The sequence below is a fragment of the Streptomyces sp. 3N207 genome (assembly GCF_052246355.1).
Lineage (GTDB): Bacteria > Actinomycetota > Actinomycetes > Streptomycetales > Streptomycetaceae > Streptomyces.
The window spans coordinates 110,163-131,269 of the sequence record NZ_JBQQBV010000012.1 but is presented as its reverse complement, the minus strand read 5'-3'; the positions used below and the strand labels follow the sequence as shown (position 1 = coordinate 131,269).

20 protein-coding genes, 1 tRNA gene and 1 pseudogene are annotated in these 21,107 nt (G+C 71.2%); 9 read left to right on the top strand and 13 right to left on the bottom strand.

Annotated elements, in window-relative coordinates:
• Positions 1-11 precede the first annotated feature (11 nt).
• Together ACTWP9_RS20115 and ACTWP9_RS20110 are read left to right on the top strand one after the other, a co-directional pair.
• Positions 12-608 (top strand): response regulator transcription factor, encoded by a 597-nt coding sequence (locus tag ACTWP9_RS20115; protein ID WP_443247702.1) that lies wholly within the window; start codon positions 12-14, stop codon positions 606-608.
• A 77-nt stretch (positions 609-685) separates the two neighbouring features.
• Positions 686-758 (top strand) — tRNA-Gly (locus ACTWP9_RS20110).
• A 72-nt stretch (positions 759-830) separates the two neighbouring features.
• On the opposite strand, the gene ACTWP9_RS20105 is transcribed toward ACTWP9_RS20110, so the two are convergent.
• The 4 genes from ACTWP9_RS20105 to purD form a co-directional block, all read right to left on the bottom strand.
• Positions 831-1,754, bottom strand: coding sequence for a phosphoribosylaminoimidazolesuccinocarboxamide synthase (locus tag ACTWP9_RS20105; RefSeq protein WP_443247613.1), 924 nt, complete (start codon positions 1,752-1,754; stop codon positions 831-833).
• A gap of 298 nt (positions 1,755-2,052) precedes the next feature.
• On the bottom strand, positions 2,053-3,687 hold the full coding sequence (locus tag ACTWP9_RS20100; RefSeq protein WP_443247612.1) for a N,N-dimethylformamidase beta subunit family domain-containing protein: 1,635 nt from the start codon (positions 3,685-3,687) through the stop codon (positions 2,053-2,055).
• Between the two features lie 124 nt (positions 3,688-3,811).
• Positions 3,812-5,887 carry a hypothetical protein gene (locus ACTWP9_RS20095; RefSeq protein ID WP_443247611.1) on the bottom strand — a complete coding sequence of 692 codons (2,076 nt, stop codon included), beginning with the start codon at positions 5,885-5,887 and terminating at the stop codon, positions 3,812-3,814.
• Positions 5,888-6,209: 322 nt separating this feature from the next.
• Entirely contained in the window at positions 6,210-7,484 is a 1,275-nt protein-coding gene (purD, locus tag ACTWP9_RS20090) for a phosphoribosylamine--glycine ligase (protein WP_443247610.1), read from the bottom strand.
• Positions 7,485-7,686: 202 nt separating this feature from the next.
• Here purD and ACTWP9_RS20085 point away from each other — a divergent pair, with 202 nt between their 5' ends.
• The gene (locus ACTWP9_RS20085; protein WP_443247609.1) at positions 7,687-8,382 is read left to right on the top strand and encodes an SLATT domain-containing protein; all 696 of its coding nucleotides are present in this window, start codon (positions 7,687-7,689) and stop codon (positions 8,380-8,382) included.
• Between the two features lie 43 nt (positions 8,383-8,425).
• Here the strand turns inward: ACTWP9_RS20085 and ACTWP9_RS20080 are convergent, their stop codons facing one another.
• The 4 genes from ACTWP9_RS20080 to ACTWP9_RS20065 form a co-directional block, all read right to left on the bottom strand.
• Positions 8,426-9,085, bottom strand: a complete 660-nt coding sequence (locus ACTWP9_RS20080; RefSeq protein ID WP_443247608.1) for a hypothetical protein — start codon at positions 9,083-9,085, stop codon at positions 8,426-8,428.
• 128 nt (positions 9,086-9,213) lie between these two features.
• Positions 9,214-9,942, bottom strand: a complete 729-nt coding sequence (locus ACTWP9_RS20075; protein ID WP_443247607.1) for a GntR family transcriptional regulator — start codon at positions 9,940-9,942, stop codon at positions 9,214-9,216.
• On the bottom strand, positions 9,939-11,333 hold the full coding sequence (locus tag ACTWP9_RS20070; protein WP_443247606.1) for an aspartate aminotransferase family protein: 1,395 nt from the start codon (positions 11,331-11,333) through the stop codon (positions 9,939-9,941). Before ACTWP9_RS20070 ends, ACTWP9_RS20075 begins: the two co-directional genes overlap by 4 nt.
• Before the next feature lie 156 nt (positions 11,334-11,489).
• Positions 11,490-12,017 (bottom strand): hypothetical protein, encoded by a 528-nt coding sequence (locus tag ACTWP9_RS20065; RefSeq protein WP_443247605.1) that lies wholly within the window; start codon positions 12,015-12,017, stop codon positions 11,490-11,492.
• Positions 12,018-12,181: 164 nt separating this feature from the next.
• Here ACTWP9_RS20065 and ACTWP9_RS20060 point away from each other — a divergent pair, with 164 nt between their 5' ends.
• Together ACTWP9_RS20060 and ACTWP9_RS20055 are read left to right on the top strand one after the other, a co-directional pair.
• Positions 12,182-12,946, top strand: a complete 765-nt coding sequence (locus ACTWP9_RS20060; RefSeq protein WP_443247604.1) for a response regulator transcription factor — start codon at positions 12,182-12,184, stop codon at positions 12,944-12,946.
• Entirely contained in the window at positions 12,946-14,319 is a 1,374-nt protein-coding gene (locus ACTWP9_RS20055; RefSeq protein WP_443247603.1) for an ATP-binding protein, read from the top strand. Before ACTWP9_RS20060 ends, ACTWP9_RS20055 begins: the two co-directional genes overlap by 1 nt.
• 10 nt (positions 14,320-14,329) lie before the next feature.
• Here the strand turns inward: ACTWP9_RS20055 and ACTWP9_RS20050 are convergent, their stop codons facing one another.
• A complete protein-coding gene (locus tag ACTWP9_RS20050) occupies positions 14,330-14,959 on the bottom strand; it encodes a LysE family translocator (RefSeq protein WP_443247602.1) in 630 nt (209 codons plus the stop codon).
• 109 nt (positions 14,960-15,068) lie between these two features.
• Between ACTWP9_RS20050 and ACTWP9_RS20045 the strand changes: the two genes are divergently transcribed.
• Complete coding sequence (locus ACTWP9_RS20045) at positions 15,069-15,521, top strand: Lrp/AsnC family transcriptional regulator (RefSeq protein WP_443247601.1); 453 nt, start codon at positions 15,069-15,071, stop codon at positions 15,519-15,521.
• 3 nt (positions 15,522-15,524) lie between these two features.
• Here ACTWP9_RS20045 and ACTWP9_RS20040 read toward each other — a convergent pair whose 3' ends face one another.
• Positions 15,525-16,130 (bottom strand): hypothetical protein, encoded by a 606-nt coding sequence (locus ACTWP9_RS20040; RefSeq protein ID WP_443247600.1) that lies wholly within the window; start codon positions 16,128-16,130, stop codon positions 15,525-15,527.
• A 256-nt stretch (positions 16,131-16,386) separates the two neighbouring features.
• On the opposite strand from ACTWP9_RS20040, the gene ACTWP9_RS20035 reads away from it, so the two are divergent.
• The 3 genes from ACTWP9_RS20035 to ACTWP9_RS20025 are packed head-to-tail and all read left to right on the top strand — an operon-like array spanning position 16,387 to position 18,544.
• The gene (locus tag ACTWP9_RS20035; RefSeq protein ID WP_443247599.1) at positions 16,387-16,749 is read left to right on the top strand and encodes a hypothetical protein; all 363 of its coding nucleotides are present in this window, start codon (positions 16,387-16,389) and stop codon (positions 16,747-16,749) included.
• A gap of 16 nt (positions 16,750-16,765) precedes the next feature.
• Positions 16,766-18,001, top strand: coding sequence for a WXG100-like domain-containing protein (locus ACTWP9_RS20030; protein WP_443247598.1), 1,236 nt, complete (start codon positions 16,766-16,768; stop codon positions 17,999-18,001).
• Between the two features lie 15 nt (positions 18,002-18,016).
• Positions 18,017-18,544, top strand: coding sequence for a hypothetical protein (locus ACTWP9_RS20025; RefSeq protein ID WP_443247597.1), 528 nt, complete (start codon positions 18,017-18,019; stop codon positions 18,542-18,544).
• A 412-nt stretch (positions 18,545-18,956) separates the two neighbouring features.
• Here the strand turns inward: ACTWP9_RS20025 and ACTWP9_RS20020 are convergent.
• From ACTWP9_RS20020 to ACTWP9_RS20010, 3 genes and pseudogenes are all read right to left on the bottom strand, one after another.
• Positions 18,957-19,055, bottom strand: a pseudogene (locus ACTWP9_RS20020) (hypothetical protein); the annotation flags it as partial.
• 358 nt (positions 19,056-19,413) lie between these two features.
• Positions 19,414-20,250 (bottom strand): polyphosphate polymerase domain-containing protein, encoded by an 837-nt coding sequence (locus ACTWP9_RS20015; protein WP_443247596.1) that lies wholly within the window; start codon positions 20,248-20,250, stop codon positions 19,414-19,416.
• The gene (locus tag ACTWP9_RS20010) at positions 20,250-20,990 is read right to left on the bottom strand and encodes a DUF4956 domain-containing protein (protein WP_443247595.1); all 741 of its coding nucleotides are present in this window, start codon (positions 20,988-20,990) and stop codon (positions 20,250-20,252) included. The genes ACTWP9_RS20015 and ACTWP9_RS20010 overlap by 1 nt, the downstream gene beginning before the upstream one ends.
• Positions 20,991-21,107 lie beyond the last annotated feature (117 nt).

The window sequence follows — 21,107 nt, the reverse complement described above, 5'->3', positions numbered from 1 at the left end:
GTGTCATCCGGGTGCTGCTGGCCGACGACGAGCATCTGATCCGGGGAGCGCTGGCCGCCCTGCTGGCGCTGGAGGACGATCTGGCCATCGTCGCCGAGGCGGCCTCGGGGCCCGAGGCGCTGGCCATGGCGCGGGCGCACCATCCGGACGTGGCCGTGCTCGACCTCCAGATGCCGGGTGCCGACGGGGTACGGGTCGCGGCCACGCTGCGGGAGTCGGTGCCGGGGTGCCGGACGATGATCGTCACCAGCCATGGCAGGCCCGGCCATCTGAAACGGGCGCTGGCGGTGGGCGTGCGTGGCTTTGTGCCCAAGACGGCGTCGGCCGAGCAGCTCGCGGAGATCATCCGCACCGTCCACGGCGGCAACCGCTATGTGGACCCCGAGCTGGCGGCCGACGCCATCAGCGCGGGGGACTCGCCGCTGTCCGCACGCGAGGCCGAGCTGCTGGAGCTGGCCGGGGACGGGGCGCCGGTCGCGGAGATCGCCAAGCGCGCCTCGCTGACCCAGGGCACCGTCCGCAACTACCTCTCGGCCGCCGCCGCCAAGCTGGGCGCCGAGAACCGGCACACGGCGGTCCGGATGGCACGCGAGCGGGGCTGGATCTGACGCGGTCCCGGCCCGGGAAGGGTCCGGCTATACTGGGCCCCGCGCCACGGCGGCCCGTCAGGGCCGAGGGTGGGCATGCGGACGTAGCTCAGTTGGTAGAGCGCAACCTTGCCAAGGTTGAGGTCGCGAGTTCGAGCCTCGTCGTCCGCTCGGTCGAGCAGAACAACGTTGTGGTTGAACGGCCCCGGTCCGGTGACCGGGGCCGTTGTCGTGTGCGGACCGTCAGCTCCAGGGGACGCCGGTGAGGCGTTCGTACGCCTCGACGTAACGGGCGCGGGTGGCTTCGACGACCTCGGCGGGGAGAGCAGGCGGCGGCTGCTCGGAGGTGCGGTCCCAGCCGGACTCGGGGGAGGTCAGCCAGTCGCGTACGTACTGCTTGTCGAACGAGGGCTGGGAGCGGCCCGGCTGCCACTGGTCGGCGGGCCAGAAGCGGGACGAGTCGGGGGTGAGCACCTCGTCGGCGAGGGTGAGCACCGGCTCGCCGCCCGCTGCGTTGCCGCCCTGGTCCCAGCCGAACTCGAACTTGGTGTCGGCCAGGATGATGCCGCGCTCCCGGGCGATGTCGCGGGCCCGGTCGTACGCGGCGAGGGTGGCCTGGCGCAGTTCGGCGGCGGTCTCGGGGCCGACTTCGCGGGCGACCTCCTCATAGGCGACGTTCTCGTCGTGCTCGCCCACGGCCGCCTTGGTGGCGGGGGTGAAGATCGAGCCGGGCAGCTCGGAGCCGTTCACCAGGCCGTCGGGGAGGGCGAGCCCGCAGACGGTGCGGGACTCCTCGTACTCGGCCAGCCCCGACCCCGCGAGGTAGCCGCGGGCCACGCACTCGACGGGCACCATGCTCAGGGAGCGGCAGATCGTCGTGCGGCCCTCCCAGTCGGCGGGGGCGCCGGCGGGCACGTCGGTGCCGAGGACGTGATTGGGCAGCAGGTCCGCCAGCTGCTCGAACCACCACAGGGAGAGACGGGTGAGGATGCGGCCCTTGTCCGGGATCTCGGTCGGCAGCACCCAGTCGTACGCGGACATCCGGTCGCTGGCGACCATCACCAGGTCGCCGTCCTGGTTCCGGTAGAGGTCGCGCACCTTGCCCGTATGCAGGTGCACCAGGTCAGGGACCTGGGCGGGCTCGGGTTTTTCGACGAATCCCGTCACGTTCTTCCTCCCGGGGGGCAGCCGACTGAGTTCGGGTGCCCTGATTCTTCCTTGTCAGCTGAGGGAGGTGGTCAGCGGTGCCCGCCGTGGGGGTTCTCGCCGCGACGGTTTCACCCGCCCGCCCAACGCTTGCCCGGCGTCGTCCGGTCCTGGCGGGTCCTGGGCCATGCCCGTCGGCGCCGCAGGGGGCGCCCCGTAAGGGGCGCGGGGAACTGCGCGACAACCACAAGGCAAGCCGCAGCCCGCAAGCGTCGGTCAGGGGCACCCCCTGGCCGGAACGGAGAGGGCCGGACAGGCCCTAGTCCCGCTTACAGATGCGGTCCAACAAATTGCTGGTGGCGCGCTGCACGCGGGAGTCGACGTAGCCGGGGCGGTCCAGGGCCGGGGACCAGGCGAAGGTGCCGGAGGAGAAGACCAGGGCGCCTGAGGGGGCGCGGTAGAGGGAGGTCTCCTGGTGGCGCTTGGCGCCGCCGCGGTCGCGGTAGGGCGAGTGCGCCAGCAGGATCCGGGAGGAGTGCTCCGGCAGCGCGGTGCGCGGGAAGTAGCGGTCCGCCTCGCCCGCGACGAGGCCGGGCAACTCGTCCCCCTCGTACGCGCCGGTGGCCTCCCACAGCCAGTGGTCAGCGTTGCGGACGATCAGCGGATAGGGCTCGGCGACCTGGCCGGCGTACTGGATGCCCAGCAGCGCCTGCTCGGGTTCGCCCTGCTCACGCCAGAGTGCGGGGCGCCCGGGCCCACGCCGTTTTCGGCAGGTCAACAGCCGGTCTGGGGCGCCGGAGGGCAGCGCGTCCAGTTCGACCTGCCAGTACATGGTGTTGGCGGAGAGGAAGACCAGCGCGGTGCCGTTGTCCCGGGCGCGCTCGACTGCCCGGCGCATGGGCACGGACCAGTACTCGTCGTGGCCGGGGAAGACCAGCCCCCGGTAGCGGGTGGGATCGATGTGCCCGGCGTGCAGATCGCGGGTGTCGGCGTAGGCCAGGTCGTAGCCGTACCGCTCGGCCCAGCGGATGAAGTCGTAGGCGTGACCCACATGCAGGGGAAGCCCCGAGCCGGCATAGGGGCGGTCGAAGGAGACGGTCATCGCCGCCTCGCTCTCACCGAGCAGCAGCCCCTGGTCGTCCCAGGCGTGATAGAGGCTGGCGCCGGTGCGGCCGTCCTCGGGGAAGAGGTTGTACGCCTGCCACGTCACATCGGGGAGGACGAGCAGCAGGTCGGCGGGATCGCGGTCGCGGACGGTGAAGGGGATGTGGGAGCGGTGGCCGTCGGCGGTGGTCAGGACGGCGACATAAGCGCCGGTGGACCAGTAGTCGGGGATCTGCAGCCGCCAGGAGAGCCACCAGTGGTGGCAGGAGACGGTGCGGTCCGCGGTCAGCGGTGCGGGCTGCATGATGCCGGACAGCCGCGGACTGGTGGTGATCTTGGTGGCGCCCGCGCCACCGTAGTGACCGATGCGGTAGACGTCGACGCTGAAGGGCTGCGGCGGGTTGACGGTGATCCGGAAGTCGATGGACTCGCCGGGCGGGGTGCCGCCGGCCCCGGACGCGAAGCCCTTGATCTGGCAGCGCACATCGTCCGCGGTGGGCGGAGCGCTGCTGGACAGGCCCCGGGTGCGGGGCTTGGGAACGGTCTGGCCGCCGCCCGCCAGTTCCCGCACCAGTTCGGGGGTGTGGGAGGTCTGGCCGGGTGCCTGGTCGACGCAGTCGACGTACCAGGGGACGAGGCGCCCGTTCTCGAAATAGTTCTCACTCACCCGCAGCCACGGCAACGGGCCCTGACCGAAGGGATCGGTCACGGCGTGGGCCAGTGCTCCCGACTCCCATCGCCGGATCGCCTCGGCCGTCTCGCTTGCGGTATGTACGGGCTGCTCGGCCGTCGCGAGCCGCTCCGTCCGCTCGGCTTCGCGTACGGGCTGCCCGGTCCGCTCGGTTCCCATCGCTGCTCCCTCCCCGGCACCCTCGCTCCGCGCTGCCGCTGTGCCGCGGGTGTGACGGCAGACAGCACATCACATTACGCAAGGGTGTGGTCACCCTTCGTCGCTAAATGGCTGGAGATGATCTTCAGACGAGCCGAACGGGCTTCTCCGGCCGGACGCCGACCGCCGCCAGCCAGTCGCGCAGCCCCGTCGTCTCGCCGTCCTCGACGAGTGCGAGCACCAGTGCGGACAATTCGCTGGTTCGCCGGCCGTCGACGTACAGCGCCGGGCCGTCCAGCCAGTCCAGCCCGGGTGCTGCCCCCGCCGTGTCGACGGCCGCGCAGCAGACAGCCGCGGTGATGTGATCGGCCAGCAACTCCTTGCCGCCGCGCGGCGGCTGGAGCGGCAGCCCCATGGGGGCCAGGGGCGCGAGGTGTGTACTCCCCGCACCCGGCAGCGGCCCTGCGCCGGGGCTCGCACCGATGACACCGGGGGCGCTCGCCGCCCCCGCACGCGCCACCTCGGCGCTGATACGCGCGGCCAGCGCGTCGATCCCGCCCGGCGATGCGAATCCGTCCAGCACGCGGGCCAACGTCGGCCCCACCAGCTCATGATCGGCATCATCGACGGGCAGCGATCTGTCGCTGCCGGTGGGGGACGGTCCGTCGCCGTCGTGGGCTGGAAGCCTGTCGCCGTCGTGGGCTGGAAGCCTGTCGGCGTCGTGGGGCGGAAGGCTGTTGCTCTCGTGGGGCGGAAGGCTGTTGCTCTCGCGGAGTGGGCGTCTGTTGCCCTCGGGGGGCGGCGAGGCGGCGCCGACGACGGGCGCCGGGACCGGGTGGCCGACGGCCAGCGGGGAGTTGGCGCTCTCGGCGGGGCGGGATGCGCCGGCTGCGCCCGGCGACGGGGAGCCGACGGTGTCCAGCGCGGCGAAGAGGCGGGCCGCTTCGGCGCGCCAGATGCGGTCGACGACCTCCTCCGGATACGCGGACCACTCCACCGGCGTCCACTCCGGCGCCGCCTCCTGCGGTCCGGCCGTCATGGGCAGCGGTGGGCGGGGCCCCAGGAAGAGACGGGCCGCGAGCAGCGAGACCGCGCCGTCCACGGTGCCCGGCTCCTTCAGCAGATCGCAGGCGGGACGTTCGCCGAGCCGCGAGGTGAAGCCCTCCGCGAGCCGGTCGCGGTGGGACAGCTCGGTCAGCGCCGAGACCACCCCGGCGTCCAGCCGGGTGGGCCACAGGCCGAGCCGCCAGGCGGGCAGCGCCACCCGCGTCAGCAGCCGGTCCCAACCGGCATAGGCGAGACCGACCTGTTCCTGGGCCGCGGCCCGCATCGCGTGGTCGACGGCCTGGGCGCGGTCGGCGGCGGCAGCGGCGACGCCCTGCTCCATCGCCGCGGCGTACGGGCCCGCCGTCCGGAGCATCAGCCGGGCGACCGGCCCCACCAGCCGGTGCACCGCCCTGCGCAGCACAGCCGCACCGGCGCAGACGGCACGCCCGAGCAGTCCGGACCCACCCGGCGAGGCGAGCGGCCCCGGCGGTCCGGGCCCCCAGGCCGAGGTGTGGCCGGGCCCTCCGGCCGGGGCCGGAGGCCGCTCGGCGTTGGCGACAGCCGCGTCCAGCCCGCGTACGAAACGCCGCGCCGCCGCTATGTCGGGATGGGCCGAGGGGCCGGTGCCCGCGACCACGGGGGCGAGCAGGGCGCGCAGTTCGGCAACGCGCATCCACCACAGGAACGGTGAGCCGATGACCAGGACGGGGGCCGCGCCGCGTACTCCGCCCTCGCCGGTGTCCGCGCGGAAGTGCGTACGGTCTTCCAGCCAGCTGTCGCAGTCCGGGGTCAGCGCGATGGCCGAGGGCGCGGGGACCTCCAGCCGGTCGGCGAGGTCACGCACCAGGGCGTGCAGATCGGGGGCCGCGCGCTCCTCGACGGGCACCGTCGGCGAGACGGCCGGGCGGCCCCGGGCGATGACGAGCCCGGCGACAGCGGCGCAGGCCAGAGCGGCGACGGCGAGACCGGTGACCGACCAGCGGGCCGCCTCCCAGCCGGGGCCGGGGCCGAACTGTCCCGTCGTACGCCCCACCCACAGGATGACCGCGGCGGCGGCCGGGAGCAGCGCCAGGGCGAGCGCCGTACTGCGCACCCGAAGCACGGCGAGCGCGTGGGCGCGCGCGGAGCGCGCTACCGTCCGCCGGCCGGGGCCGGGTCCACCGGAACCGCTCACGTCTCACCCCCGCACCTTTCAGACCGCAAGCCGGGCTCTCCGGCTTCCACCCACTGTGTCACCGCGCTCCGACACCGCAATGCGCGCTGCGCCAGTCGACGGACGGTTCGAGACAGCTCGGCGAACAGTCCACAAACCGCGCGCGAGCAGGCCGTACACCGCCCAGCGGCAGCCACACGGCGCTTGTGGGGCACCATAGTTGGGGCCCTGGCGGGCGTCAGCCGTAAGCGAGCGTCGTCACTCGATGGAATGGCTTTGGGGAGAGCTCTTGCCCGGGTGGGACCGGGGGTATATGGGTACCCGCCCTTCGCAAGCGGCCAGGTCAGCCCTCGGCGGCCTGGGTGGCGGCCCGCTCCGCGATGTCCTTGCGGTGGTGCGAGCCCGCCAGCCGGACGCGTCCGACCGCCGCGTAGGCACGCTCGCGGGCCTCGCCGAGGTCGGCACCGGTCGCGGTGACCGACAGGACCCGGCCACCCGCGCTGCGCACCGTGCCGTCCTCGTCGGCCTTGGTGCCCGCGTGCAGGACGTACGCCTGCGGGCCGTCCTCCCGCTCGATCTCGTCCAGCCCTTCGATGACATCACCCGTACGAGGCTTCGCCGGGTAGCCGTGTGCCGCGACCACGACGGTGACCGCAGCGCCGTCGCTCCAGCGCAGCGCCGGGAAGTCGGCGAGCGCTCCGGTGGCCGCCGCGTACAGCAGCCCGCCCAGCGGCGTACGGAGCCGGGCGAGGACGGCCTGTGTCTCCGGGTCGCCGAACCGGGCGTTGAACTCGATGACCCGCACCCCGCGCGAGGTGAGGGCCAGGCCCGCGTAGAGCAGCCCGGAGAAGGGGGTGCCGCGGCGGCGCAGTTCGGCGACGGTCGGCTCCAGGACCGTCGAGGTGATCTCGTCCACCAGCTTCGGGTCCGCCCACGGCAGCGGCGAATAGGCGCCCATGCCACCGGTGTTGGGGCCCTCGTCGGCGTCGTAGGCGCGCTTGAAGTCCTGCGCCGGCTGGAGGGGTACGACGGTCTCGCCGTCGGTCACCGCGAAGAGGGAGACCTCCGGTCCGTCCAGGAACTCCTCGATGACGACGGCGCCGCCGCAGGCGCGGGCGTGGGCGCGCGCCTGCTCGATGTCGTCGGTCACCACGACGCCCTTGCCTGCGGCGAGGCCGTCGTCCTTGACGACGTAGGGCGGGCCGAACGCGTCCAGTGCGGCGTCGGCCTCCTCGGGCGTCGTACACACATAGCTGCGTGCCGTGGGTACGCCTGCGCCCGCCATGACCTCCTTGGCGAACGCCTTGGAGCCCTCCAGCACGGCCGCCTCGGCGGACGGACCGAAGACGGGGATGCCGCGCGCACGGACCGCGTCGGCGACGCCCGCGACCAGCGGCGCCTCGGGCCCGATGACGACCAGGCCGGCGCGGACCTCGGCGGAGGCGGCGAGCGCGGCGACCGCCTCGCCGTCGAGCGCGTCCACGGTGTGCGGCGTGGCCACCTCGACGGTCCCGGCGTTGCCGGGGGCACAGTGCACGGCGCTGACCTCGGGGTCGAGGGAGAGCGAGCGACAGATTGCGTGTTCGCGGGCACCGCCGCCAATGACCAGAATCCTCACGCCGCCAACCCTAGCGGCCCGCTCGGCCCCGCTTGCGCGGCCCTTACGAGTGACAGCACGGCGCCCTATACCCGACCGGGCGCCACTTCTGGGGGGAAATCGGCGCGGATCGTCGGCGTGGTCCCACTTTTGGCGGTAGGAAGGGAGGCCGCCGGGAGCGCCGGGAACACCGGGACCGCCGGATCACGACGAAGGAGCATGGGTGAAGCGGGTCAAGCAGCCGGATCTGCTGGGGCGGGGGTTCCCGTCCGGGGACTGGAACGAGCCCGCCGAGCGCCTCGAAGAGCTCTACCAGTGGGTGGAGCAGGAGGCGATGCGCCTCGTCGAGTGGTATCTCGCCGACCGGGTACGCAAGCGCCGGTGGGCGCGGTGGCTGCGCGGCGGTGTCGTGGTGGGGGCCGCCGTGGGGGCGCTGGTGCCGCTGGCCGATCTGGCGGGCGTCGCCTTAGCGCACGGGCGCTCCGCCTACGTCGGTTACGTCGCGCTGCTGTTCGCCGCCGTGTGCGCCCTCGCCGACCGCTGGCTCGGGCTGACGTCCGGGTGGATGCGGGATGTCGCCGCCGCGCTGGCCGTGCACCGGCGGCTGGAGATGCTGCGGTACGAGTGGGCAGCCGAGAACGTCCGCGAGGTCCTCGGCCCGGCCGAGGGGACGGCCGGAGAGGCGGCGGAACGGGCGCTGGCCGTGCTCCGCCGCTTCTCGGAGGACGTGAACGAGACCGTACGGGCCGAGACCGTGGACTGGATGGTCTCGTTCCGTACCGCGGGCTCCCCCCTCATGCTGGCCGCGCAGAGCACAGGGCCCGGCGGGAGGGGCATCCCGATGCGCAGGGTGCCCCCGCCGCCGAACGGGGCCGGGGGCTGGGCCACCATGCCGCGGCAGCGGCCACCGGGGGGCTGACCGGGGCCCCGGGGCCCGGAGACCCCGGGGTTGCCCCGTCGGCTCATCCGAAGACGATCATCGACCCCTGGGCCAGGCTGCGCGTCGCGGCGGCGTGCAGGCTCAGCCACACATGCCGCTCCCTGCCGAACGGGGTGCCGTCCTCGTAGCCGATGGCCGCGGAGGCCGCGGGCTCGTCCAGCTCGGTGGGGCGCAGCGGCGCCGCCGGCGCGGGCGGTGGGTTGTCCGGGTCGATCCCCAGGTGCGGTCCCACCGTCCTCAGCTCGCGCAGCAGTCCGTGACTGGAGCCCAACGGTCCGCCGCCCTCCAGCAGTTCGTCGTCGGACAGCGGGGCGTTGAAGTCCACCGGGATGTAGGCGCCCGCGTGGTCGTAGTGCCACACCAGATGCGACCGTTGGGCCGGCTGCTCGAACATCTCCAGGAGTTGCTCGTAGTCGCTGCCCAACTCCCCCACAGGTGTGACCTCCAGACCGGCGGCCAGCAACAGATAGGCGCGGCGCAGATAGTGCAGGGCCTCGTAGTCGAAACCCGCGACCGGGGCGACGTCCCCGGAGAGGCCCGGCATATAGCCGAAGACGGGAACCGTGGGCAGTCCGGCTTCGGTCAGCGCCCTGTCGTAGGTGGCGATCTCTTCCGAGAAGGGGTTGTCGGGGCTGTGGCAGAGCACGTCGACGAGGGGGACGAGCCAGAGGTCACAGGCCAAGGGGCGCTCCAATACCGTCAGGGACCTGCCTGCGACCAGCGTAGTGCGCCCCCCTGCGGTCCGTCCCCCGCACGGCTCACCCCTTGTCCGCGGGTACGCAACCACGCTGCGGGCCTCACGAGTGACTCTTACGCGTTCGGCTCCGCCGCGCCGACCTGTGCCAGCGCGTGTTGGTGGTAGGTGGCCATGACTTCTCGGGCGGCGCGTGCGTCGCCCGACTCGACGGCGTCCAGCAGTGCGTTGTGCCCCGACCACAGGCGACCGCGCAGCGAGGTGTGCCGGCGCAGGGCCGGGACGGCGAAGACCCAGCACTGGACCCGGAGCCGGTCGAGGAAGTCGCAGACGTACGGGTTGCCGAGCAGCCCGCTCAACTCCCGCCAGAACCGCAGGTCGTAGGCGATCAGCACATCGAGGTCCCCGGCGCGCGCCGCGCGTTCGGCGGCGTCGGCACGGCGGCGTAGCGAGGCCAGCACCTCGGGCCCCAGGCCGCCCAGCGCCCGCCGGGCGACCGACATACCGGCGGAGAGCCCCTGGGGGCCCGCCGAGTCGGCGGCATGCTCCTGGTCGCGCTCGATCCCCTGGAAGACGCCGTCCACGACCAACTGCCGGGCCTCGCACATGGCGCGGTAGTCCGCAAGCGTGAACTCGTGTACGCGGAAGCCGCGATGCTGTTCCACATCCAGCAGCCCCTGCGCCGCGAGATCGACCAGCGCCTCGCGGACGGGAGTCGCGGAGACGCCGTACTGCTCGGCGATCTCCTTGACCGTGAAGTCGCGGCCCGTGGCGAGCCGGCCGGCCAGGATCTCGTCGCGCAGCGCGGTGGCGATCTGCGAGCGCAGGGTGCTGCGTTTGATCACGCCCCCGCGCCCCCTGTGCCCGCGGTGGTGTGTGCGTCGGCCGCGGTCAGCGCCTCGTCCAGCACACTGAGGCCCTCCTTCAGCTCGGCCTCGGAGATGTTGCACGGCGGCACGATGTGAGTGCGGTTCATGTTGACGAACGGCCACAGTCCGCCGCGCTTGGCCGCCGCGGCGAAGTCGGCCATCGGCTTGTTGGCTGCGCCGGTGGCGTTGTACGGGACCAGCGGCTCGCGGGTCTCCTGGTCGCGCACCAGGTCGAGGGCCCAGAAGACGCCGGTGCCGCGCACCTCGCCGACCGAGGGGTGGCGGGCTGCCAGCTCGCGCAGCGCCGGACCGATGACGGTCTCGCCCAGGTGCGCGGCGTGCTCGACGATGCCCTCCTCGGCCATGGTGCGGATCGTCGCGACGGCTGCGCCGCAGGCCAGCGGGTGGCCGGAGTAGGTGAGACCGCCCGGGTAGGGGCGCTGCTCGAAGGTCTCGGCGATCTTCGCCGAGATGGCGACCCCGCCGAGCGGTACGTAGCCGGAGTTGACGCCCTTCGCGAACGTCATCAGATCGGGTATGACGTCGTACAGATCGGCCGCGAACCAGGTGCCGGTGCGGCCGAAGCCCGCCATCACCTCGTCCAGCACGAAGACGATGCCGTGCCGGTCGCAGATCTCCCGTACGCCCGCCAGATAGCCGGGCGGGGGCATCATGATCCCGGCGGTGCCGGGGATGGTCTCCAGGATGACGGCGGCGACGGTCTGCGGCCCCTCGTACGCGATCGTCTGCTCCAGGTGTGCCAGCGCGCGCTCGCACTCCTGCTGCTGGGTCTCGGAGTAGAACGGGGTGCGGTAGAGGTGCGGCGCGTAGAAGTGGACGACGCCTGCGGTGCCGCTGTCGGACGCCCAGCGGCGTGGGTCGCCCGTGAGGTTGATGGCCTGCTGGGTACCGCCGTGGTACGAGCGGTAGGCGGAGAGCACCTTGGGGCGGCCGGTGTGCAGGCGGGCCATGCGGATGGCGTGCTCGACGGCGTCGGCGCCGCCGTTGGTGAAGAAGATCTTGTCGAGGTCGCCCGGCGTCCGCTCGGCGATCAGCCGGGCCGCCTCGGAGCGTGCCTCGACGGCGAAGGCGGGCGCGAAGGTGCACAGCTTCGCGGCCTGCTCCTGGATCGCGGCGACGACCTTGGGGTGCGCATAGCCGATGTTGGTGAAGACGAGGCCGCTGGTGAAGTCGAGGTACCGGTTTCCCTCGTAGTCCCAGAAGTACGAGCCCTCGGCGCCCGCCACCGCAAGCGGATCGATCTGTCCCTGCGCCGACCAGGAGTGGAACACATGCGCCCGGTCGGCGTCGTGCACGGCCCGGCCGGTGGCGGGGTCGGGATGCGATGAGGGGTGGTGGTGCGTCATCACGGTCGGTACCTCGGTTCGCTCGCGTGTCGCCCGTCCGGCCTCGGACGGGCACCTTCCGGGCTGGGAGGCCCCCGGAAGGGGTGACAGCCAGCGTAGTGTCGCCCTCCACTTTTCTGCGCAGGGAGGGCGCCGACCGCGGAGCGGGGCTGCCGGTCAGTCGTCGTCCGCGTCGCTGTCGTCGGCCTGGCTGTCCCGCTCGACCGTCGTCTGCGGCTTGCCGTGGACGCAGCGGATGCGGACGGTGGGGTCCTCGGCGTCGTCCGCGGCCGGCTCCAGCTCGACGGTGGCCGTCAGCGCGGGGCCCGGAGCCACATCGTCGACGCTGTAGCCCTCTCCGGGGGTCCAGCTCAGCAGTGTGACGGTGCGCGCCTCGGCCCGGCACTCGGCGCGGGCGGTGCCGAGCCCGCCGGGAAAGCGGACGGTGCTCGTGCTCCCTGCGGAGGGCTCGGCGGACGGGCTCTCCGGCGCGGGGCTCCGGGTGCGGGGCCGCTGCTCGGCCTGGTGCAGCTCGTGCTGGACGCCCGCCTCGGTCAGCGGGTCGGGGCGGCCGTACTGGCTGCCGGAGTCGGCTTGTGAGAACGACCACGCGCCGAGCAGGAACGCGACGCCGACCGCGCACACCCAGCCGGCAGCGGCAAGCCCTCGCCGCCCCTCGTTGCGCCTGCCCGTCATCGACTCCACCCCTCGCAGTCTGCCGTCCCGTTCCCTAACGCGGGGTTAAGGAGCGGACAAGGCACGCGCCACGAAGGGGCGCGGGGAACTGCGCGCTCAGCCAAACAAATCCGCAGTCCGCGGACGACGAACAGGGGCACCCCCTCCCCGGCACAGCGCACTAACGTATCTGCATGCCGCATCTACTAGTGGTGGAGGATGACCCCCAACTCCGCGCAGCGCTCGTCAGAGCGCTGCGCGACCGCGGACATGCCGTGGCCACCGCCGACACAGGCATGGCGGGGCTCGACGCGGCGGTCACCCACCGGCCCGACCTGGTCGTACTCGACCTGGGCCTGCCCGATGTGGACGGCGGGCAGGTGCTGCGGATGCTGCGTGCGGTCAGCGACGTACCGGTGATCGTCGCAACGGCGCGGGACGACGAGCCCGAGATCGTCGCCGCGCTGGAGGACGGCGCCGACGACTACCTCGTCAAACCGTTCGGCTCGGGGCAGCTGGAGGCCCGGATCAAGGCGGTGCTGCGGCGGCTCGGCAGCGGCGAGCCGGACGAGCCGGAGCCGCCCGTACGGGTCGGCGGGCTCCTCGTCGCCCCCTCGGCGCGCGAGGTCACCCTCGACGGCAAACCGCTGGAGCTGACCCCGCGCGAGTTCGACCTGCTGTGCTACCTGGCCCGTCGGCAAGGCCAGGTGATCTCGCGGCGCGAACTGCTGGCGGAGGTCTGGCAGCAGCCGCTGGGCGGGGCCGACAAGACGGTGGACGTCCATCTGTCCTGGCTGCGGCGGAAACTGGGCGAAACGGCCCAGAATCCGCGCTATCTGCACACCGTACGGACGGTGGGCGTGAAGCTGGCGGCCCCGGACGCCGACGAGAGGGACACCACCGGGGAGAGCCGCAGCGACGGGAGCCGCACCGACGAGGGACAGGGCCGACCCGGCTGATGCGGCGGCAACTCCTCGCCCTCATCGGTACGACGACCGCCGTCGTGCTCGCCGTGCTGCTCGTCCCGCTGGCACTGCTGGTCCGCAGCCACGCCGAGGACCGGGCCATGACGGACGCGACCGAACGCGCCCAGTCGGTCGCGGCGGTGGTCGGCGGCTCGCTCGGGCGGGGCGGTGACGGCGGAAGCGGCCGGCGGCCGGACCGCGAAGTCGTCACCGGCGTGCTCGACGGGCTCAACGGCGCGGATCAGCCCCGGACCTCCGTCGTCCTCGCGGACGGCACCGTGCTGGGCCCGCGCGCTGCGGGAGTGAGCGCCGCCGCACTCGACCTCGCACGGAGCGGACGGGCCTTCACGTATGCGCCCGGCGACGAGCGCGGCGGCGGCAGGGTGGTGATGGTGCCCGTGCTGGGGGCCCGGCAGGGCGGCGCCCCCGGCGCGGGCGGGAGCTACGCTGCCGTGGTGCAGGTCGCCGTCAGCGAGCAGCGGTTGCACGCCGGGGTGCTCCCCTCCTGGCTGGCCGTCCTCGGGATCGGCGTCGCGCTGATGCTGCTGGGGCTGGCCTTCGCGGACCGGCTGGCGGCGCGGATCGTCCGGGCCACGCGCCGACTCGCCGATGTCTCCGACCGGCTGGCGGGCGGCGAACTGACAGCTCGCGCCGAGCCGTTGGGGCCGCGCGAGCTGCGGCAGCTCGCCGGACGGCTCAACGAGCTCGGCGCGCGTATCGACGGTCTGGTCACCGCGGAGCGGGAGCGCGGCGCCGACCTGGCACACCGGCTGCGGACCCCGGTCGCCGCGCTGCGGCTGGACGCCGAGGGGCTGCGGGACGCGGAGGAGGCGGCCCGGATCGGGGAGTCGGTGGCCGCGCTGGAGCGCAGCGTGGACGGCGTGATCCGCGCGGCCCGGCGCGCAGGCGCAGCACCGGACAGCCGCTGGTGCGACCTGGCGGAGCTGACGCGGGAGCGCGCCGCGTTCTGGGAGCCGCTCGCCGAGGACCAGGAACGTGCGCTGCACGTCACGGCGCCGGGCCAGGTTCCGGTACGGGTCTTCGCCGAGGAACTGTCCGCCGTACTGGACGCGCTGATCGGCAACGTCCTCGACCACACCCCGGAAGGGACGGGCCTGTGGCTCACCGTCACGACATCGGCGGACGGTGCCTACGGGCTGCTCGCCGTGGAGGACGACGGGCCGGGCTTCGCTGAGGGAGCCCGGGATGCGGCCGTACGCGGGGAGAGCGGCGCGGGCTCGACGGGGCTGGGGCTGGACATCGCCCGTACGACGGCGGAGGAAGCGGGGGGAGTGGTGGAGCTCGGTGCCTCGCGGGAGCACGGCGGGGCCTCGGTGAGCTGCACCTTCCGTACGGCGGAGCCCTGAAGCGGCACGCTCAGTGCGGGATCTGCTCCGCCAGCAGCAGAGCACCCAGCAGGACCATCGCGACGCCGGAGAGCCGGGTGACGACGCGGGCCGCGGTCGGGCGGGCGCGCAGGACGGTACGGGCCAGCGAGCCCACGCCCAGGTAGACGGCGCCCGCGATGCACATGTGCAGCAGCCCGAGGAGCCCGATCTGGAGGGCGAGCGGCCAGTGGCCGTGCTGGTCGGCGAACTGGGGCAGCAGTGCGACGTAGAGCAGCAGCGCCTTGGGGTTCAGCCCGCTGACCCCGGCGCCCCTGAGCACCCTGGTGCGCGCGCCGGGTCCCGTGGCGGCGCCCTCCTCCACCAGCGGCGGCCCGGCCTTCTGCGCCCCGGCGAAGGTCGTCACCCCGAGCCACACCAGATATCCGGCGCCCAGCGTGGTGAGCGCGGTCAGTGCGCCGGGCGTCTGCGCGACCACGGCCGCCACCCCCGCCACGACGACGGCCGTGAGGACCACGTACCCCAGCATCAGTCCACCGACGGCAGGCACCACCGACCGGTCCCGCAGCCCCGAGGTGATCGCATACGCCCAGTCCGCGCCCGGGACGAGGACGAGAAGAAGGGAAACGGAGAAAAACGCGGCTATGGAGCTGACAGCCATGGACGGTCCTTCCTCTCTGACACGTGCAGGAGGAAGAATAGGAAGAAATGCCCCGAAGGTGTTTCCCGAAAGAGTCGCCCTACGCCGCCACAGTGGAAGAATCTCCCCCATGGACGATATCGACCGGGAGATCCTTGCGGAGCTCCAGAACGACGGCCGGCTGACCGTCACCGAGCTGGCCGCACGGGTGGGGCTCAGCCTCTCCCCGTGCCACCGCCGGCTGCGCGAGCTGGAACGCAGCGGCGCCATCCGCGGCTACCGCGCCGTGGTCGACGCCGACGCGGTGGGCCTCACCTTCGACGCCCTCGTCTTCGTCACCATGCGCCAGGAGGACCGCACCACCATCGCCGGCTTCGAGCAGGCGCTGACCGAGCTGCCCCAGGTCATCCAGGCCCAGCGGCTCTTCGGCGACCCCGACTATCTGCTCCGCGTCGTCACCGCGGACCTGCCGGCCTTCCAGCGCCTCTACGACGAGCGCCTCGCCACGCTGCCGGGCGTCCATCGGCTGAGCTCGACGCTGGTGATGAAACACGTGGTGCACGAGCGCCCGCTGCCCGCGTGAGGGTCACCGTTCACCGACAAGCGTCACCGTCCACTCGCACCAAGGCCCTGCGCTCAGCTGGAACAGGCAGTGCTCCGGCACCGTGAACAGGGCCTCCCGCTTGCCCGCCCGCCGTACGTCCAGGACGTCCCACTGCTTCTTGTGCATCGCATCAGGCGGCAGGAACAAATCGACCTGGGCGTTGTTCAAGCCGTCGGTGATCAGCTTGTCCAGGAAGGGATCGGGGTGCTCATGGCTGCGGACCACCGCATCGGCGGCCGGCCCGTTGTGGACCAGGACATCCGTTCCGACGCCGGTCACCGAGTCGACGAGCGGAGTGGCGGCCTCAGGCCCGTGGAACCGCAGCGCCCACTCGGTCTTCGCCTTGACCTTGACGGTCTTGCCCTCCCCGTCGGTACACCACAGCGCCCGCTCCGCCACCCCCTTCTCGGGTGACACCTGCCCGAAGCCGCAGAACAGCCCCTCGCCCTTCACGGAGAAGCTCTCGTCCTCGGCCAGGCGGGCCTCCACCAGAACCGGCCCGGCCGGCAACGGCGGCAACTCCAGCTTGTGCTTGCCGGGTTTGCCACACACCTCATGAAGCAGCGCTGCGCTGCGGTCCCCCGTCATACACGCCATGGTGCCAGGGCCGAACCTTCGGCCCAACGGCGCGTGACAAGGTCACGTCACCGATGACGCTCCACCTGCAGAGCCCAGAAGGCGAAGGGACCTTCCATCCAGGGCACTTGGCGACAGCACCGTTCTGCCTCCGCCGTCCGCCGATCCTTCGCACTCTTGCACCATCCCCCTGCGCTTAACGTAATGTGCCGGTGGCGCACCGTGACGGAGATCGTCAACGGCCGAGACGAGGGGGGAAGTTACACAGATGGGCGCGAAGAAGATTCTGAACATCCACACGGACGACCTCAAGGCATCCGCCCCTACCTACAACAAACAGGCGAACAAGCTCTTCGAAGCCACCACCGAACTCCAGCGGAAGCTTGCCGCGTTGGGCGAACCGTGGGGCGGGGACGAACAAGGCCGCGCCTTTCACACCCACTACAAGAAGGGCACCAGGCCCGTGGAGAAGGCTCTGCCGATCCTCATCATGGGACTCCAGAGCATTCACTTGGCCATGTCGGACATGGCAGACGGCCACATCGCCAACGAAGGTCTCATAGTCGGCATGTTCAAGCCGAAGGAAGACCAAGAACCTCCAGAGAATCCCGTCAAACCGGAGTTCCGGTGACCGGGGCGGCCGGGGGATGGGGGACTTCGAGGACGCCAAGGAATGGCTCGTCGAGAAGATGGGCATGTGGTGGCCCGACGCCGACGAAGGAAAGCTGAGGGAAGCAGCCCGCCACTGGCGTGAGTTCGCCAAGGTGGTAGGCGACGTCACACAGGAGACGAACAGCAAGTCGGGCACCCTCATCATGACCAACAGCGGTGAGGCCATCGACACCTTCGAAATCTTCTGGGGTCGCTACTACCGAGCAGGAAACGGCTGGCTGGCAGACCTGGAAAAGGCCGCCCTCGCCCTGGCGAAATTCCTGGACAGGTACGCAGACGAGGTCGACCAGGCAAAGAAGGACATCGACAACCGGCTCACCATCGACGCTACGGCCATCGTGCTGAGCATCGCGCTCGTCATCCCGACCGGCGGCGCCTCCAGCGCCGGTGCGGGCGGCGTCACGGCGGCCATGCTCCGCTTCGCGGCCAGCCGTGGCGCCGCACTGTCCGTTGCCACAGCCGAACTCGTCGAAACCACCCTCACCACGGCGGTGCTGGCCGGGCTCGAAGGCATCACCATCAATCTCGCCGTCGCCCAGCCACTCGAAATCGAGGCCGGACTGCGTGGCGGCCTCAGCCTGGCCGATGCCAGAAAGGCCGGCATCTGGAGCGCGGCCCTCGGCGCGGGGTTCGGCGGTGTCAGCACCGGCATTCGCAACCTGAAGAACGGGGAGATCCCGCCCGTAGGGGAGCATCTCTACTCCCCCGCTGTGGGGCCTAGCCCGTCACTCGCGGGAGGCGCGCCCTTAGGTCCCGGAGGGATCGCCTCCCCCCTGGGCAAGTACTGGCTCTCAGCCTGGAAGGACATCCCCAAGGACGTCCGGGCAAAGATCAAGAAAAACTGGGACCGTGGAAATGAATTCAACCGAGCGAACCATCACCGCTACCCGCATAATGAGGTACACCTCAGCAACGGAAAACAGCTGGACTCCTACCGACCCGGCGAGGAGATCGTGTCTCGCAAACACACACAGCTCTCTGACATACTCTCCTCGACCGCCAAGGGCTACATTGATGAGATCCCTAGTAAATATGGTCCGGACACGGTGATTCGCAGCGACAAATATCCGGATCTGGATGGTCAACCGCTGACCGGCAGCATGATCCTGGAAATACCGGTACAGAAAGGTCCGATCCCACCAGATATCATCGCCCACGCCCGAGCAAAGGACGTCGTGATCAGAGACGTGAACGGCCACGTATACAAATGAGAAGGAGGCTTTGCAGTGCCAGTTGTCTACTGTAGACGATGGAACTACCAACTGAGTCAGCCGATCGACGAACTCTCGGAAGTCGAAGCCCGCGATATCCATCTGCGAGGTGAACCCTATACGGCGGCTGCTGTCACGCTTAACAGCGAACACCCGGACCGAGTGCTCGAAATTGCTCTCCGGAGTGGACACGTACGTGTGCACTTCCTAGGCGAGTACGGCCGCGTGGAAACTATCTTGACCTTTCGACCGAGCGGGGAACTGCTCTTCCTGCGTGAGATCAGAGGATACGAATATGATGGCCAGTCACAAGAATACCTTGCTCTCTTCGAAGCTGAGCGTTTGGAGACAGATGAGTTCAACGAGGACGGCACTGGACTTGAGACTGTGAAAGACAAGAAGCGAGATGAGTATTACACGGTGGATCTCCACTTGAAGGAGACAAGTGGCCTTCAAAGCCACTACGAACCCATCCCACAGTTCGGCGACTACGCCTCCATCGCCCGGCCCTTCCGCGAAGAACCACCTGTCCCCTTCGGCTGAGGGCATGGCATCGGCCGCTACCGGGCACAGACATCGCCTCGTAGGCTTCGCGGAGTCCCCCGCTTCTGGGAGATCGCGGGCTTCGAGTCCCGTCACGACCTCGCGGAGGCGCCACTCGGTGACCTGGAGGATGCGGCCGGAGGCGAGCGTTGGACGGTTGCGCAGGCTTCGTCCAGGCGGTCCGGGATGAGAAGGGTGAGGGCCAGGTCCAGGTGAGCGGTGACGACGCGGCGCGGGAAACAGGAGAGCCCTTTCTCACAGCGTACTTGTCGATGATTTCCGAGCTGGGGCCTCGGCGGCCGGGTCGCCGACCCGGGCAAGCATCGTGATCTCGTAACGATGCCGCCTTGGCCGCGTCGTACTGGCGCGCAACAGCTTCCAACTGCCCCGGCAGCAGGCTCAGCACTCGGGAAAGCGCCGCCCGGTGTTCCGGCTGCGGGTCCTGGTCCCCACGTTCCCATCGTCGAACGGCCGGGACCTCCATCCCGACGGCCGCGGCCAGGCGCTCTTGGCTGTACCCCGCGCCCGCCGCCGCTCGGCCAGCCGCGCCCTGCCCTCACGCTTCGGCATACCGCCTCCCATGACGGTCGTCCCACCGTAGTCCGTGCACGGCAAATGCCCCATGTATGCACGCAATCCGTCCCGTTGGCGTGAAGCACGCACCGGTTGCATGGCTGTATGACGTATTCGCCACGTGAAACCGCATACATGGCGACTACCACAGCGACCAACACAGCACGGCGTGACAGACATCCGTGACGCCGACGGTGCGTTCGACAGCTTGCGGAAGGCGTTGGATCTCGATGAGGTCCGGCCGCCCTCGATGGGGCTGGACCTGGTGTCGCTGCACCAGACGCCTGGCACCCCGGTCACGTCGCCGCCGTCGGAAAAGTCTCCCCCAGGGAGCGCAGCCAGCGGTTGGCGGGGAGGGACGGGTCGAGGGCTGCCAGGGCGGCGTACTTGGTGAACTCGGCGGCGCGGTGGCCGTGTTCGTGGAGGAGGAGGTCGGCCTCGGTGAGGTGGCCGTAGGACTTGGTCTCGACGAGGACCAGGTCGCGTGCGGCGCGCACTTCGGTGCCGGCGGTGTCGCGGCAGACCATGTCCGCGTCGGCGGTGATGCGTTGGCCGTCGGCGACGAAGGTGGCGCGTGTGTAGTCCGTGACCAGGCTGGGGGTCAAGTCCCGCGGGACGTCGTAGTCCGCGCCGTAGACGTCGTGGAGCGTACGGGACAGGAACGTACGGGAGGCGTCCTCCAGCGCGTGGCCGCGCTCCGCGAGGCGGCGGCGGAACTTCAGCGTCTGGCCCCGCCCGCCCTTCGCCTTGATCTCGAACTGCCGCTCACCGGTGTCCTCGTACAGCCGCTCGCGGATCTTGCACCGCTGCCGCCGCCCCTGCCGGTGGTCGTGGTAGGCGCGCAGGCCGGGGGTGTCGTAGTAGACGGAGTGGTAGCGGAACCAGCGGCGGCCACCGATGGCCAGGGCACGGAAGGGCTCGGCACGGTGCGGGTCGGTCAGCCGCGCCGCGATGTGCTGGAAGGTGGCGGCGGGGACGAGGTAGCAGCGGTCGTAGCGGTCCAGCAGCTCGGCCCGTGCCATGACGGCGTCCAGGCTGATGGGGCGGGCGGCCAGCGCGGCGCGGGCGAGCGCGCGGACGGCGGGGGCGACGCGGGTGCCGTTCGTGCTGACTGCGGTGGTGGGCGCGGTCATCAAGCTGTCTCCCTCGGGTGGGCGGCAGTGGCGGACGGGTGCGTACGCGTCGTACGGGTGTCGCTGTGACCAGCGAGGTCACCGGAGGCACCGGAGTCGCTGTGACCGGCGAGGTCACCGGCGGCGATGTGACGGTGCCGAGCCGTCTCCCCCGTTGCTCCCCGTTCCCTGCCCGGGACCGCCGCGCCCTCCCGGTAGCGGACGTCCACGACCGTCAGGTCGCGTACGTAGTCCACTTCGCTGACCTTCCATGCCAGCGGCTCCCCCAGTCGCCTGCGTATGTGCGCGCGGACGGCGTCGGGCTGTGTGACGGCCGCGTCGAGGGTGACGACGGCGCGCCGCGTACGGGCGTACAGCCGCGGATGGTCGGCGGCGTACAGCACGGCGACGGGCAGCAGGCACAGCACGGCCGCGAGCCCGAACGGCAGATGCGGCAGACCGGCCACCAGCCCTATGACCAGTGTCGTGAAGTAGTAGGCCACCTCCTCGTTCTGGATGGACTCCGAGCGCAGCCGGATCATCGACAGCACCCCGAAGAGGCCGAACCCGAGCGCCATGCCGCCGTCGCCGCCGACCCGCGCGAGCGCCGCGACGACGGCGAACAGCGCCACGTTGAGGGCGAGGTAGGCGGGGAGCAGATCGCGCCGCCGGTGCCGGGGGAAGTACACGGCGAACGTGAGGATCAGCACCCCGGCGAGGTCGAGCGCGAGGTGGTCGAGGAACTGGCGATACGAATCCATGCCGGTGAACGTACGGACGCGTGGGTTAAAGCGGCTTCCCCGGCACGTTAAGGATCAGGCAGGCCGTGACCAGGAGCAGGCAGGCCGCACCTATTGACAGCGCGCTGTCGAAATGAC

Coding starts and splice junctions, on each gene's coding strand:
- ACTWP9_RS20100 (WP_443247612.1), bottom strand. CDS start 3,687: ATGGGAACCGAGCGGACCGGGCAGCCCGTACGCGAAGCCGAGCGGACG.
- ACTWP9_RS20070 (WP_443247606.1), bottom strand. CDS start 11,333: ATGACGCACCACCACCCCTCATCGCATCCCGACCCCGCCACCGGCCGG.
- ACTWP9_RS20060 (WP_443247604.1), top strand. CDS start 12,182: ATGCCGCATCTACTAGTGGTGGAGGATGACCCCCAACTCCGCGCAGCG.
- ACTWP9_RS20055 (WP_443247603.1), top strand. CDS start 12,946: ATGCGGCGGCAACTCCTCGCCCTCATCGGTACGACGACCGCCGTCGTG.
- ACTWP9_RS20050 (WP_443247602.1), bottom strand. CDS start 14,959: ATGGCTGTCAGCTCCATAGCCGCGTTTTTCTCCGTTTCCCTTCTTCTC.
- ACTWP9_RS20045 (WP_443247601.1), top strand. CDS start 15,069: ATGGACGATATCGACCGGGAGATCCTTGCGGAGCTCCAGAACGACGGC.
- ACTWP9_RS20040 (WP_443247600.1), bottom strand. CDS start 16,130: ATGACGGGGGACCGCAGCGCAGCGCTGCTTCATGAGGTGTGTGGCAAA.
- ACTWP9_RS20035 (WP_443247599.1), top strand. CDS start 16,387: ATGGGCGCGAAGAAGATTCTGAACATCCACACGGACGACCTCAAGGCA.
- ACTWP9_RS20030 (WP_443247598.1), top strand. CDS start 16,766: ATGGGGGACTTCGAGGACGCCAAGGAATGGCTCGTCGAGAAGATGGGC.
- ACTWP9_RS20015 (WP_443247596.1), bottom strand. CDS start 20,250: ATGACCGCGCCCACCACCGCAGTCAGCACGAACGGCACCCGCGTCGCC.
- ACTWP9_RS20010 (WP_443247595.1), bottom strand. CDS start 20,990: ATGGATTCGTATCGCCAGTTCCTCGACCACCTCGCGCTCGACCTCGCC.